The organism is Burkholderia lata, assembly GCF_000012945.1.
Taxonomy (GTDB): Bacteria; Pseudomonadota; Gammaproteobacteria; order Burkholderiales; family Burkholderiaceae; genus Burkholderia; species Burkholderia lata.
In genome coordinates this window covers 2219420-2232910 of record NC_007511.1, presented here as the reverse complement: position 1 = coordinate 2232910, position 13491 = coordinate 2219420, and the positions used below count along the sequence as shown (strand labels likewise).

Genomic DNA, 13491 nt, shown 5'->3' with positions numbered 1-13491 from the left:
AAACGACCAAGACGATCCCCATGACCGAAGCCACCCAGACATCCGCCGCCGCCCCCGAGGACACGCGCCTCGGGATCCTCGCGCGGCGCCGCATCGAAGCGGAAATCATCAAGCCGATCTACGAGATCATGAAGCGCGAGTTCGGCGCCGAGCGCGCGCAGGCCGTGATCGCGGAAGCCGTGCGCGGCGCGGCGGTCGACGCCGGCCGCACGTTCGCGGCGCAGGAGCCTGGCGGCACGAGCGTGAAATCGTTCATCGCGCTGCAGGTGCTGTGGGAGAAGGACGATGCGCTCGATGTCGAGGTGCAGCGCGCGGACGACGCGCACTACGACTACGACGTGCATCGCTGCAGCTACGCGGAGATGTATCACGCGATGGGGCTCGGCGAGATCGGGCACCTGCTGAGCTGCGCGCGCGACAGCTATTTCATCCAGGGCTATGCGCCGGACATCGCGCTCACGCGGACGAGCACGATCATGCAGGGCGGCAAGCGCTGCGATTTCCGCTACGCGCGGCAAGCCGCGCCGGAGAACGGCGATGCGTGACGACAACGTAGTGGTTGAGCGCGTGAGCGCGCCGCGCGTCGACGGCGATCGCCTGTGGGCGTCGCTCGACCGGATGGCGCAGATCGGTGCGACGCCGAAGGGCGGCGTCTGCCGCCTTGCGCTGACCGATCTCGATCGCGAATCGCGCGACCTGTTCGTGCAATGGGCGCAAGACGCCGGCTGCACGGTGCGCGTGGACCAGATGGGCAACGTGTTCGCGCGCCGCGCGGGGCGCAATCCCGACGCCGCGCCGGTCATGACCGGCTCGCACGCCGATTCGCAGCCGACGGGCGGCCGCTACGACGGCATCTACGGCGTGCTCGGCGGGCTCGAGGTCGTGCGCGCGCTGAACGACGCGGGCATCGAGACCGAGCGCCCGATCGACGTCGTGATCTGGACCAACGAGGAAGGCTCGCGCTTCGCGCCGGCGATGGTGTCGGCCGGCGTGTTCTCGGGCGTCTATACGCTCGAATACGGGCTGTCGCGCACCGACGGCACGGGCAGGACGATCGGCGAGGAGCTGGCGCGGATCGGCTATGCGGGTGCCGAGCCCGTCGGCGGCTATCCGGTGCATGCGGCGTACGAGCTGCATATCGAACAGGGCGCGATTCTCGAGCGGGCCGGCAAGACGATCGGCGTCGTGACGGCCGGGCAGGGGCAGCGCTGGTACGAGGTGACGCTCACCGGTGTCGACGCGCACGCGGGCACCACGCCGATGGAATTCCGTCGCGATGCGCTGGTCGGTGCCGCGCGGATGATCTCGTTCGTCGAAGTGCTCGGCCGCCGTTACGCGCCCTACGCGCGGGCAACGGTCGGGATGATCGAGGCACGGCCGAACTCGCGTAATACCGTGCCGGGCGGGTGCTTCTTCACGGTCGAATTCCGTCATCCCGACGACGCGGTGCTCGACGAACTCGACGCGGCGCTGCGCGCGGAACTCGCGCGCGTGGCCGACGAATCAGGCCTCGGTGCGCAGATCGAGCAGATCTTCACGTATGCGCCGATCCCGTTCGCGCCGCGCTGCATCGACACGGTGCGTGATGCGGCCCAGGCGCTCGGGCTGTCGCACATGGATATCGTGTCCGGCGCAGGTCATGACGCATGCTATGTGGCGCGCGTCGCGCCGACGGGGATGATCTTCGTGCCGTGCGTCGACGGGTTGAGCCACAACGAGGCCGAAGCGATTACGCCCGAATGGGCGGCGGCGGGCGCCGACGTGCTGTTGCGCGCGGTGCTGCAGAGCGCGCAGGAAAGCTGAGTCTGAATGTGACGGCGGTGGTCCGGCGGAAGGGTGTTCGCCGGGCCGGGCCGCGTCGCTTTCCGCCTGACGACGCGAACGCGCGGTTCGCGTCAGCCCGCCGGCGATTGCCGATCGATATACCGCCGCATCACATGGAACGCCATGTCGGTGCGCCCCGGCATCGTGATCGTCGCGTCATCGGCTGCGAAGCCGAGCTTTTCATAGAACCGGTACGCGGTCTCGCGTGCCGTGCACCACACGAGCGCGGCCCCGCGCGCTTCCGCGTGCCGCACGCAGACCTGCACCAGCACGCGCCCGAAGCCCATGCCGCGCACGGCAGGGTGGACGGCCATCCCGCGCAGCCGCCACGCCGGTTGCGCACGATCGTCTTCGCGCAACTCCTCGCAGAGCGAGGCAACGGCAACGATGCCCGACGCGTCGCGTACGCCGACATGCAGGGTCGTCGGCGCTTGGTCGCCGGCCAGCGCGCTCGCGTCCAGATCGCCATTCAGCAGGATCATCGCCCGGAGCGGGTGCGTCTGCGCGGCGTCGATCGATTCGATGGTGAACAGCGTGTCGCCTGACGTCATCAACATTCCTTGAGTGCTTCGATTCAACCGCGCGTTACTTGCCGGCCTTGCGCCGCGCCATATAAGCGAGATACGCGACGATCTGGTCGAGTTCTCGGTCGCTCAGCTGATCGGGCGGAAACGCCGGCATGCTGCGGCCCGGCCAGTCGCGCACCGATGCCGGGTTGCGGATATAGCGGCGCAGCGCGGCGGGCTGGAAGTAGTCGACCGGATTCATCGGCGTGTTCAGGTCGGGGCCGGCATGGCTGCTGCCCGCGCCGTCGACGCGGTGGCACGCGAGGCATTGCGTGACGAACAGGTGCTGGCCCGCGCGAGCCGGATCGTTCGCAGGCAACGCGGCATCGACGGCGAGCGACGGCCAGCGCGCGATCGGCGACGACTCGATCGTGACGCGCACGATCTGGTACGGCCACTGCTCGCCGCGCACCGACGACGCGTCCGGGCCGAGCCAGACCAGGTAGAACGGCCCGGCGCTGACTTTCTTGCCGGGCAGCTTCGGCCACGGATGCGCGGGATCCTCGATCGCGAGCCACGGAACGGCACCGGCCGGCGTGTGGCTGCGCACGAGCTCCAGCGGCAGTTGCGCGGCGAAGCCGTCGGCGGCACGGGTTTCGAGCACGCCGTCGGCCGGCAGCTTGTCGCCGAGCAGGTCGGCAAACGGCACCGCGCGGAACGTCATCGGCCGGCCGTACGCGATGTCGCGCGGCACGTGGATGTCGGTGGCATCGGGGCGCGCGAGCAGCGTCTGCCGGGTGAGGGCGCGGGCCGTGCCGTCCGTCTCGAGTTCGAGCGCGGACTGGGCCGACGCGCGTTGACCGATCAGGCAAACCGTCAGCAGCAAAAGCGAAAACCACCGGCGCTTCAGCATTCGTTCTCCGGGAAAGGGCGTTCCGGCGGCGACAGGAGGAGCAGGTCGCGGCCGATCGAAGGAATCGGGCGACAGTCTATCCGGTACGCGCGGCGCTGGCGACTGCGGCGCGGGAAGGGCGCGGCCGGTCATGATCGGGCAAGCCGCCGGCAGCGCGCCTGGCGGCCGGGCTGCGCGGAGGATGAGGTATTGCGCGGCTGGGTTTGAGCGCGAAGGAGCGGAAGGAGCGGAAGGAGCGGAAGAGGCGAAAGAGGCGAAAGAGGCGAAAGAGGCGAAAGAGGCGAAAGAGGCGAAAGAGGCGAAAGAGGCGAAAGAGGCGAAAGAGGCGGAAGAGGCGGAAGAGGCGGAAGAGGCGGAAGAGGCGGAAGAGGCGGAAGAGGCGGAAGAGGCGAAGGAGGCGAAGGAGGCGAAGGAGGCGACGCGACGAGGCAACGAGCAGGCCGGCGGGAGAGCATGCCGGCCCACCGCGTCTACGGCGATCCCGCCCGTTACCCAGCCGCCGTCAATGACTCGAACAAGGCACTTCGCTCTTCGGCATCGGCGTTTCCTGGGCCGGTTCGAAATCGGCTTCACGTGTGCCCGTTGGCGTCAGCGACACGAAATGCATCGTGGTGCCGCGCGCCGGGAACCCGGCGATCCCCGTCGAACCCCACGGAATCGGCGAGCGCTGCACGCCGCTCACTGAAATGTCCGCCGGCCCGAGCGTCAGCGTCAGCAGCCGCCCGTCGCGGATCGGCACGTACGCATGCGTGCCGGACACCCCGATACCCGATTCGCGCACCGACGCCGGCAGGCAGTCGAGCGTCGCCGTGCGGCGGCCGTCGGGCGCGATCAGCATCGCGACGCCGCGATCGTCCGCCGTCGTCGTGACGACGATGAAGCGGTCGATTTCCGGCACATAAGCCGACGAGTACACGTAGTACTGGATCGCGTCGTTCAGCGTCCCCAGCTTGTCCAGCTTCGCGGTGACCGGGTCGAACATCGCGTATTCGAGCGTCGCGTCCGTGCTGCCTTCGATGTACTTCTGCCACACGAGCAGCGCGGTGTGCGGTGAGCCCGCGACGACGGGCCACCACTCGCGGCGGTGCGGCACGACCGCGACATGGTTCAGCACGCGCCCGGCCGCGTCGTAGGTTTTCACGTACACGCCGTTGCCGGTGCCGAGGTTGTCGACGCCGCCGCCGTCGATCCAGTCGGTGGAATAGAACACGACGAAGCGGTCGGCCGCCGTGGCGACATGCCCCGAGTGGCCGCCCGATTCGACGTCGTTCGGGTAGGGCTTGATCGGCTTCAGGTCGCGGCGGTAGACGCCGTAGCGCTGGCTGACTTCCTGCGGCGCGTTCCAGCCGTCCTCGAACGTGACGAAGATGTCGCCGTGCGCGTTCTGCGCGATCGACACGGGTTCCTGCGCCTCGGGGCGGCTGATGAACGTATGGACGTGCAGCAGGTGCGGCTTGCCGGGCAGCCATTCGCCGACGAACACGTCATGCGGCCAGTTGCCATTGTGCAGCGCGCCGCGCGGCACGATCCCCGAGCTGCTGAAGAACACCCAGCGCTTGCCGTTGCCGGCGTCGGCCACGCCGATGCCGTGCATGAAGCTGCGCGGGTCGACGCCCGGGTGGGGCGACGGGGCGTCCTGCACGGTGACCGTATGCACGGCCGGCGTGGCGGCGAAGGCCGGCGGCGGCGCCGTGACGATGCCGCATGCGCCGCACAGCGCGGCCGCGACGCACCGCGCGACCGCCTGCGCCGGGCGCGTTCGTCGCATCATTCGACGGTCACCGATTTTGCGAGGTTGCGCGGCTTGTCGACGTCGGCACCGCGCGTGCAGCCGACGTGATACGCGAGCAACTGCAGCGGGATCACATTGACGATCGGCGACAGCAGGTCACCCGATTCGCGCACGCGGATCAGGTGCGTGTCGCGGTCGGCGTCGATCCCCAACTGATCGCCGGCCAGCACGTAGAGCCGCCCGCCGCGCGCGCGTACCTCGGCCATGTTGGATTTCAGCTTCTGGAACAGGCGGTCGTCCGGCGCGATCGTGACGACCGGCATCGCGCTCGTGACGAGCGCGAGCGGGCCGTGCTTCAGTTCGCCGGCCGCATAGCCTTCCGCGTGGATGTACGACACCTCCTTGAGCTTCAGCGCGCCTTCCATCGCGATCGGGAAGTGAATGCCGCGCCCGAGGAACAGCGCGTTCTCGGTGCGTGCGAATTTCGCGGCCCAGCCCATGATCTGCGTTTCGAGCGCGAGCGCGTGGCCGATGCGTTCGGGCAGCGCATGCAGCTGCTTCAGGTGCAGCGCGACCTGCTTCGCGTCGAGCCGGCCGCGCAGCTGCGCGAGTGTCAGCGTCAGCACGAACAGCGCGACGAGCTGCGTCGTGAACGCCTTGGTCGACGCGACGCCGAGTTCGATGCCGGCACGCGTCAGGAACCGCAGCGGCGCGTTGCGCGCGATCGTGCTGGTCGCCACGTTGCAGATCGCCATCGACAGTTCCTGGCCCATGTCGCGCGCCCGTTCGATTGCGCCGATCGTGTCGGCCGTCTCGCCCGATTGCGAAATGCCGACGACGAGCGTGCGTGGGTCGGCCACCGTATCGCGGTAGCGGAATTCGCTGGCGATCTCGACCTGGGCGGGCACGCCCGCGATGGCCTCCAGCCAGTACTTCGCGGTCAGCCCCGCGTAGTAGCTGGTGCCGCAGCCGAGCAGCAGCACGCTCCTCACTTTCGACAGCAGCGCGCGCGTGCCGTCGGTCGCGTCGAACAGCGCCGGCGAGATCGTGTCGATGCCGTCGAGCGTGCTGTCGATCGCCTTAGGCTGCTCGAAGATCTCCTTCTGCATGAAGTGCTGGTACGGGCCGAGCGCGGCGTCGCCTTCGCGTGCCTTCACCTGGCACAGCGGGCGCTGGGCTTCGTGGCCGACCGAGTCGACCACGGCGATGCGATCCGGCGTGATCAGCGCCACATCGCCGTCTTCCAGGTAGACGAAGCGGTCGGTCAGGTCGCCGAGCGCCGCGCAGTCCGACGCGAGGTAGTTCTGTTCGGCGCCGATGCCGATCACGAGCGGCGAGCCGGCGCGCGCGGCGACGAGGCGCTGCGGTTCGCGCGCGCTCAGCACCGCGATCGCGTACGCGCCATGCAGCCGCTTGACGGCGCGCATGACCGCGTCGAACAGGTCGTCGCGATAGAGGCTGTGGATCAGGTGCGCGATCACCTCGGTGTCGGTCTGGCCGCGAAACGTATAGCCGCGCTCCCGCAACTCCACGCGCAACGCGTCATGGTTCTCGATGATGCCGTTGTGCACGACCGCGATCGTGTCGCCGGACATGATCGGATGCGCGTTCATTTCCGACGGTGCGCCGTGGGTCGCCCAGCGCGTATGCGCGATGCAGGTCTGCGCTTCGAGGCCCAGCGTCAGCACGCGGGCCTGCAGGTCGGTCACGCGCCGCAACGTGCGTTCGCTGCGCAGGCGGCCGTCGTCCTGTACGGCAATGCCGCACGAATCATAGCCGCGATACTCGAGCCGGCTCAACGCATTGACCAGTTGCGGCACCTGATTGTTCAGGCCGCTTGCTCCGACGATTCCGCACATGATTCACCTCGTCAACAAAAGGTTGCCGCCCTGCCGGCCAAGCACGGCAGTCCGGTGTCAGGAGCGGCGCTGCGCGGCACGATGCAGTCCCGTGCGCGGCGGCGCGTCTCCGCTGACCTACTCGCGGGGCTGCGGCCCCGCGTGGGTTACCCATTCGATGCCGGAAATCGAGCCGTTCGCGTCGTGCGACGCGACGAGAATGCGCGTGGTGCGCCGCGCGCCGCGCCGGTGGGCGCCGGCCAGTGCGTTTGCCGGCACCGAGCGCACCTTGGCGCTGGCCGAGCGGCGCAGCATCTTCGACACGCGCAACCGGTACGCCAGCGGATGCACGACGCGCCCGGCGATCAGCCACGTGACGATGGTGCCGGCGATGATCGCGATGGAAGTCGCGTAGAACACCATCTGTTCGATCGGCATTTCTGCCGGGTTGAACGGCAGCAGGTAGCGGTACGTGTAGATGCAGATCGATGCCCACACGGCGCCCACGAGTGCCGGCCGCAAGAGCCGGAACCAGATGATCAGGGCGGTCCCGACGAGGCGACCGCGCTCGGCGATCATGTCGCGCGGTGCGCGCAGGGAAAGGTCAATAATCGGCGCGTTCTTCATGTTGAATGCCTCGGTCGGGGCTGACCCATACGGCCCGCTTGCCGCGGCCCCGCAGCACGATGGCAGGCAGGGCGACGACGGTGGTGATCATGCTGATCAGCCAGAAGGCGACGGGATACCAGACGGTGTCCAGGAAATACATCAGGAGTTTTTCGTCGTAACGACGATCGATCATGCTGCCGATGATCAGTTGCAGGATGCAGGTGGCGACCAGCAGCATGCCGTGCCAGTGCGGCACGACCGATACGTGCCAGCTTTGCGGCAGCGGGTACACGACATCGATGAGCGCGAGCAGCAGGATGAACGACATCGAGTAGGCCCACGCAATGCCGATCAGGTACTCGGCGAACAGCGGCCACATCATCATCTGCGTCGGCCGCGCGAGCGTGCCCGCATACTTCATCAGCACCTGGATGCCGCCCTTCGACCAGCGCAACCGCTGCCGGTACAGGCCTTTCAGCGTCTCGGGCATCAGGATCCAGCTCAACGCGTGCGGCTCGTACACGACGCGCCAGTCGCGACACTGCAGCTTCCAGCTGATGTCGATGTCCTCGGTCAGCATGTCCGAGCTCCAGTAGCCGACGTCGGCGAGCGCGGTCTTGCGGAACATCGTGATCACGCCAGATACCGTGAAGATGCGGCCGTACACCTGCTGCGTGCGCTTGATCAGCCCGACGATCGACGAGAATTCGCCGACCTGCATGCGGCCGAGCAGCGACGTGCGCGTGCGGATGCGCGGGTTGCCGGTCACCGCGCCGACGCCCGGATCGGTCAGGAAGTGCTCGAGCATCCAGCCGATCGCGTCGTGCGCGAGCAGCGCATCGCCGTCGATGCACAGCAGGTATTCCGCATTCGACACGGCTGCCGCCGTCGTGAGCCCGACCGCCTTGCCTTCGTTGCGTGCGTGATGGATCACGAGCAGCCGCGGGATCTCGACGGCCAGCTCGTTGAGGATCTCGCCGGTGCGATCCTGGCTGCCGTCGTTGACCGCGATGATGTCGTAGTTCGGATACTGCATCCGGTCCAGGTGGCTGATCACGCTGCGCGCGTTCGCGGCTTCGTTGAAGCAGGGCACGACGATCGAGATCTTCGGAATGCCGCTCGCCGCGATCGTCCGCGTGGACAGCTCGCGGCCTTCCTCGAGCAGGAAGTAGTGCACGACGCCGCCGATCATCCATAGGTACGACATGAAGAACGGATAGTAGAAGACGAAATCCTGCAGGCGCTGGATGATGCTGTGGGTTGTCATGGCGTCTTCGTCCCCTGGTTTTTCTGCATTTGCATCAGTGCGTTGATCGAGGTCGGGTCGAGGCGCGACTTCAGCGACATCACGTCGCGCATCGCATCGAGATCCGGCTGATCGTTCAGGAAGTTGTCCGGGTAGTAGCCGAAATTCACCGCGCCCTCGCTGCGCAGCCGCCGCATCTGCGCGAGCAGCGTGCTGGCCGCCACGTCCTTGTGCGCGTGCCAGTCGTACGACTGCAGCTCGAACACGGTGCGCCGCAGCCCGAGCTTCTTCGCACGGACGGCCCGCACGAGCTGGTCCATCCAGTCTTCGGGATCCTTCGCCTGCTCCATGTACGGCATCGCCATCAGCGCGACGTAGTCGTAAGTGGCGAGGAAATCGTCGTAGTTCTGTGCGTACCACGCTTCCGATTCGGGCTTGAGCACCGGCATCGCGAAGATGTTGCGCGCGGTCAGCACGTCGCCCACGTTCTGGTGGGCCAGCACGACCTGTTCGAGCTGGCGGGTCAGGTCGATCAGGTAGCGCGACTTTTGCCGGGTCCAGCGTTTCAGCAGGTCGGGGTTCTCGCGGATCTTGCCGACGTCGGCCGGCAGCCCCCATTGCGAATAGATGCGCAGCGCGTGCCGGCCCGCATCCTCGTAGTCGTCGAGCACCGCGTCGTCGCTGAACAGGATGCCGCTGAACGAAGCGTGCTTGCTGAGATCCTCGTAGATCTGCTGGATCATCAGCCGCGCATCGGGATCGAACGGGCTCAGCCGGAACGTGCGCGTGCCGTTCTCGCGGGCCGGCGCACCGCCGTAGGCAGTCACGGCCTCGAGCCCGCGCTGCTTGTCGGCCGGCGGCCGGAACGCGAGCACCGGCATCCAGGCGTACACCTGCACGTTGGAGCGCGTGTTGAGCTGCCACGCGGCGCGCGAGAACAGGTCGGCGCGCATCGGCAGGTGCCGGTTCGGGAAATACACGGATTCGGCCACGCCCGTGCCTTTCGGGTCCGCAAACGCCTGCAGGTAGACCGATTTGGGCTGCATCCGGTAGATGCGTTCGATCAGCTTGCCGAGATTCGCTTCCTGCCGCGCGGGGTCCGGATCGTAGACCTGGTCCAGGTCGACCTGCACGGTGCGCTCGGGCACGTCGACGTCGCCGCGGTTCGACGCCGGCTCGCGCATCGAGCGCTCGAACCCGCCGATGTCGACGTCGTACATCATCAGAATCCGCCGCAACCGGTCCAGCGGCACGTCCGGCGTATTCGGGCCGGCATCGAGGCTGAACTGGATGTCCATGCCGAGTGACGTCGATATCTGGCGCACGGGCTGGTTTTCCGCGCCGTATGGCCACACCATCGAGCGTGCGACGATGCCGGTATGTTCGCGGATCTGGCGCACGCATGTCTGCAGGTCGTTGTGCACGCGCGCTTCGAATTCGGCGTCGGTTTCATAGCGCTTCTCGTCTTGCAGGTAGAGGTGCGACGTGGTCGCCGGCAACTCGTTGCCTTGCGGATTCGCGACCGCGCCGTGATGGAGGTTGTGCGTGTGGCAGCCGAGTTCGACGAACGGCGACTGGCCGACCTGCTTCACGTCGTCCCACGACATGAAGTAGTCGCGCGGCACCTGGACCTTGTCGCTGATGCGGATCGGCGTATCCGCCGGCGTATCGATCCACGCCGTGACGATGCCCATCACGGCCGGATACTTGAAGCGCTCGAGCAGCGGCAGCACCTTCGTGTAGTGGCTGCGAAAGCCGTCGTCGAACGTGAGGAGCACCGCGCGCGGCGGCAGCGGCTTGCCGCCGTGCCGCGATTCCTCGATCTGCTTGACCGTGATGGTGTGGTAGTTGTTGGTCTGCAGCCACGAGAAGATCGCGGTCAGCGTGCCGGTATCGACCGCGAACGGGTCGATCATCGCCGACTTCGAGGAAAACGACGCCATCAGGTTGTCGCGCACGTCATGCATGCAGATCACGCGAAACGTCTTGCCGTCGGCCGGGTCGGAAGGCGGCAGCAGGTCGATCATCTTGGCGTTGGTCACGCCAGGAAACAGCGAACAGGCGGCAAATGTACCGAGGCATCCGCACATGAAGGTCCGTCTGGATTGCATTGTTCGATCTCCTTGCTAGAACGGCAGGTTGACCGACATGAAGCCGGTTTCGGAGCGTTCGCGCTCGCCGTCGTACGCGTGGCTGCTGACCTCGACGCCATAGCTCAGCGTGATGTCGTGCTTGAACGTCCACGCGTGCTCGAGGCGCGCGCTCCACAGGGCGCTGGTGCCGAAGCCGCGCTCGTTGTACACGCCGCCGGACACCGAGACGCGCTGCTGCAGCCCCATGTCGCCCTTCTTCCACAGGGTCAGCTGGTGCATGACGGTCGCCGCGGCTGCATAGTCGCGGCTCGGGTTGAAGTAGGGCGCGTCCTGGCGCGTGTTGCTGTCGGTGCCGAGATCCAGCGAGACGTTGACCTGCTGGTTGGCGCTCGTGTACACGCGTTGCGTGGCGGTTGCCGAGATCTCCTGGTGCAGGTTCGAATCGCTGTAGCGGCTCACGCCGTAGCTCAGCTTGACCTCGCGACGGTCGTTCTGGCGATACACCACCGAGACGTTCGCCGAGCGGCCCCAGATGTGCGCGGCATACGCCTTCCACGGCAGCGAGTTGTCGTTGGTGTCGAGCCCGCCGCTGACCGTCCAGTAGTCGTTCAGCGCGTAAGCGATCGACCCGCGGCCGCCGGTTCGGCCGTCCGTGCCGAACGAGCGCGTGACTTCGCCCTGGACCGTGAGCGGCCCGTGCCGGTAGTCGCCGCCGACGCCGGTGCGCGTGCGGCTGACGTTGCCGGAGTCGGTCTGCGCATAGCCGAAGAACGTATGCGAGAAGACGCGCCAGTTGTCGCCGAACGGTTGCGAATACACATAACTGTCCGACGTGAAGCTGTTGTCGGCCAGTGCGCTGTTGCCGTGCTCGTAGCTCAGGTCGGTCGTGAACACGGGGCTGCGGTACGCGTTGTAGTCACGCTTGAAGCTGCGCACCGCGCCGCTGTCCGGGAACGTGTTGTCCAGCGTCTGGTCGACGTTCTTCGCGGTCGCATAGTCGTCGGCCGTGAGCGCCGCGCGGCCGAGGCCTGCGAGCATCTCGACGCTGTCCGGGTGGTCGGTCAGCGACGCGCGGTACATCGCGATCGCCTGGCGGGGATGCGACTGGCCGGACACCGCATCGGCGTGCGCGGCACGGATTTCCGCGTTGAACGGCACCTGTTTCTCGAGTTCTTCGAGCGCGGCGATCCCTTGATCGACGTGACCGGTGAAGATCAGGTATTGCGCGCGCAGCCGGTAGTAGCGCAGATAGTCGCTTTCCTCCGGGCCGACGGTTTGCACGTCTTTGGCCGGCGGCAGTGCGTTGCCCATGTCATCGAGCACCTGCTTCGCATCTGTCGCGCGCCCCTGGTCGATGTACGACCAGAACAGCCCTTCGCGCAGTTCGATCGGGCGCGTGCGTGCGCCGTACTGGAAGCCGCGGGTCGCGCGATCCGTCGGCGACGCGGTTGCCTGCTTCAGCGCGCGCTGGTACACGGCGTTCGCCTTGCCCGGTTCGCTCAGGTACAGGTAGGCGTCGCCGACGGCCGACAGCGCGTCGATCGAGATCTCCGCATTGGACGGAATGGTCTCGAACGTCGTGACGGCCGTCTTCATGTCGCCGCGCGCCGCATAGGCGACCGTGCGGTCGCCCGCGAGCGCCGTCCGGACCGGCGTGTACTCGGGCGTGTTCGGCATCCGCTTGTCGAGATCGTCCGCCGCGCGCAGCGCGTTGTCGATCCCGTCGAAGCGGTCGGAACTCGTCATCGAGCGTGACTTGTCGCGCCCGCCGCGCACCTGCTGGCGAATCGCCAGTTCTTCGAGTTGCGCGATGTCGACGGCGGAGAACGCATCGGGCCGCGCCTTCGCTTCGTCGAGCGCCTTGACTGCGCCGCCGCTCGCCGCGAGGCCGAACACGTCATTGCGCACGGTCTCGACGTCGGCGGTACGGAGATTCGGTGCCTGGGGATTCGGTGTCTCGACGTCGGGGCCTTGCGATCGTTGCGTCGGTTCGCCGGGCAGCTGGGCGCCGGGCGTCTGCGAGTTCGGCGCCGGGGACGACGGCGGCGGCGTGCCAGGCATTTGGGGAACCGGCGCAGGCGAGTTCGGCAACGGGGTGCCGGATGCCTGCGCGGTTTGCGTCGGCGCTATCGACGGCGCGGTGGGCGCGGCTTGTGCGGTCTTCGGCGGGGTGTCCGAAGCCGGCGCGATCGGCGCCGGCGAAGGGGGCGCAGACATGTCGGACATCGTCGAGGCGGGCAGCGTCGATGCGTCGGGTGGTTGGGTGTTCTCGGCCTGCGCAAGCAGCATCGGCGCGTCCGGAGTCTGTGCAACCGGTGCCGGCGTATTCGTCGCTTGCGCGGCCGGCACCGGAGCGCTCGATTGTGGCGCTTCCGGTTCCACCACGACCGTGGTCGGCATGGGCGGCTGCGGGTTAGACGCCTGCGCGATCTGCATCGACGCATCCGACGCCTGCGCGATCGGCGTCGTTGCATGAGGGGGCGGGACGCTGTCGGCTTGGGCGATCTGGATCGACACGACCGTTGGCTGCAGGTCGCGCGGTGCCGCATTCGGCGTGCCGTTGGTCCCGGCGATTTCGTTGACGCGGCCCGCTTCCGTCTCGCCGTCGGCGGAGAAGCAGGGGCCGGACGCGACGAGCAGCAACACCAGCGGCGCATGCAGGAGGATCCGCCGGTTGGACGGAGCGACGGTGGTGCATTGTTGTCGACGATTGTTGTCCACGAGGTGCCC

10 protein-coding genes are annotated in these 13491 nt (G+C 67.5%); 2 read left to right on the top strand and 8 right to left on the bottom strand.

Annotated elements, in window-relative coordinates; all coding sequences use genetic code 11:
* Window positions 1-20 precede the first annotated feature (20 nt).
* Complete coding sequence (locus BCEP18194_RS32495) at window positions 21-545, top strand: L-2-amino-thiazoline-4-carboxylic acid hydrolase (protein ID WP_011355547.1); 525 nt, start codon at window positions 21-23, stop codon at window positions 543-545.
* A complete protein-coding gene (locus tag BCEP18194_RS32490) occupies window positions 538-1803 on the top strand; it encodes a Zn-dependent hydrolase (RefSeq protein ID WP_011355546.1) in 1266 nt (421 codons plus the stop codon). Before BCEP18194_RS32495 ends, BCEP18194_RS32490 begins: the two co-directional genes overlap by 8 nt.
* A 92-nt stretch (window positions 1804-1895) precedes the next feature.
* Here the strand turns inward: BCEP18194_RS32490 and BCEP18194_RS32485 are convergent, their stop codons facing one another.
* From BCEP18194_RS32485 to pgaA, 8 genes are all read right to left on the bottom strand, one after another.
* Window positions 1896-2375, bottom strand: a complete 480-nt coding sequence (locus BCEP18194_RS32485; RefSeq protein ID WP_011355545.1) for a GNAT family N-acetyltransferase — start codon at window positions 2373-2375, stop codon at window positions 1896-1898.
* Between the two features lie 34 nt (window positions 2376-2409).
* Window positions 2410-3243: a c-type cytochrome gene (locus BCEP18194_RS32480; protein WP_011355544.1), complete on the bottom strand. Its 834-nt coding sequence runs from the start codon at window positions 3241-3243 to the stop codon at window positions 2410-2412.
* A gap of 502 nt (window positions 3244-3745) precedes the next feature.
* Window positions 3746-5014: a hypothetical protein gene (locus BCEP18194_RS32470; protein WP_011355543.1), complete on the bottom strand. Its 1269-nt coding sequence runs from the start codon at window positions 5012-5014 to the stop codon at window positions 3746-3748.
* Window positions 5011-6834 carry a glutamine--fructose-6-phosphate transaminase (isomerizing) gene (gene glmS / locus BCEP18194_RS32465; RefSeq protein WP_011355542.1) on the bottom strand — a complete coding sequence of 608 codons (1824 nt, stop codon included), beginning with the start codon at window positions 6832-6834 and terminating at the stop codon, window positions 5011-5013. The genes BCEP18194_RS32470 and glmS overlap by 4 nt, the downstream gene beginning before the upstream one ends.
* Window positions 6835-6951: 117 nt before the next feature.
* A complete protein-coding gene (locus tag BCEP18194_RS32460; protein ID WP_011355541.1) occupies window positions 6952-7440 on the bottom strand; it encodes a hypothetical protein in 489 nt (162 codons plus the stop codon).
* Window positions 7418-8689: a poly-beta-1,6-N-acetyl-D-glucosamine synthase gene (gene pgaC / locus BCEP18194_RS32455; protein ID WP_011355540.1), complete on the bottom strand. Its 1272-nt coding sequence runs from the start codon at window positions 8687-8689 to the stop codon at window positions 7418-7420. The genes BCEP18194_RS32460 and pgaC overlap by 23 nt, the downstream gene beginning before the upstream one ends.
* The gene (gene pgaB, locus BCEP18194_RS32450; protein ID WP_011355539.1) at window positions 8686-10779 is read right to left on the bottom strand and encodes a poly-beta-1,6-N-acetyl-D-glucosamine N-deacetylase PgaB; all 2094 of its coding nucleotides are present in this window, start codon (window positions 10777-10779) and stop codon (window positions 8686-8688) included. Before pgaB ends, pgaC begins: the two co-directional genes overlap by 4 nt.
* 15 nt (window positions 10780-10794) lie before the next feature.
* A complete protein-coding gene (gene pgaA, locus BCEP18194_RS32445) occupies window positions 10795-13482 on the bottom strand; it encodes a poly-beta-1,6 N-acetyl-D-glucosamine export porin PgaA (protein ID WP_011355538.1) in 2688 nt (895 codons plus the stop codon).
* Window positions 13483-13491: the final 9 nt, after the last annotated feature.

What these genes read in the sequence shown, in the direction of transcription:
- pgaB (WP_011355539.1), bottom strand. Translation starts at nt 10,779, where the DNA reads ATGCAATCCAGACGGACCTTCATGTGCGGATGCCTCGGTACATTTGCC.
- BCEP18194_RS32480 (WP_011355544.1), bottom strand. Translation starts at nt 3,243, where the DNA reads ATGCTGAAGCGCCGGTGGTTTTCGCTTTTGCTGCTGACGGTTTGCCTG.
- pgaC (WP_011355540.1), bottom strand. Translation starts at nt 8,689, where the DNA reads ATGACAACCCACAGCATCATCCAGCGCCTGCAGGATTTCGTCTTCTAC.
- glmS (WP_011355542.1), bottom strand. Translation starts at nt 6,834, where the DNA reads ATGTGCGGAATCGTCGGAGCAAGCGGCCTGAACAATCAGGTGCCGCAA.
- BCEP18194_RS32460 (WP_011355541.1), bottom strand. Translation starts at nt 7,440, where the DNA reads ATGAAGAACGCGCCGATTATTGACCTTTCCCTGCGCGCACCGCGCGAC.
- BCEP18194_RS32495 (WP_011355547.1), top strand. Translation starts at nt 21, where the DNA reads ATGACCGAAGCCACCCAGACATCCGCCGCCGCCCCCGAGGACACGCGC.
- BCEP18194_RS32485 (WP_011355545.1), bottom strand. Translation starts at nt 2,375, where the DNA reads ATGACGTCAGGCGACACGCTGTTCACCATCGAATCGATCGACGCCGCG.
- BCEP18194_RS32490 (WP_011355546.1), top strand. Translation starts at nt 538, where the DNA reads ATGCGTGACGACAACGTAGTGGTTGAGCGCGTGAGCGCGCCGCGCGTC.
- BCEP18194_RS32470 (WP_011355543.1), bottom strand. Translation starts at nt 5,014, where the DNA reads ATGATGCGACGAACGCGCCCGGCGCAGGCGGTCGCGCGGTGCGTCGCG.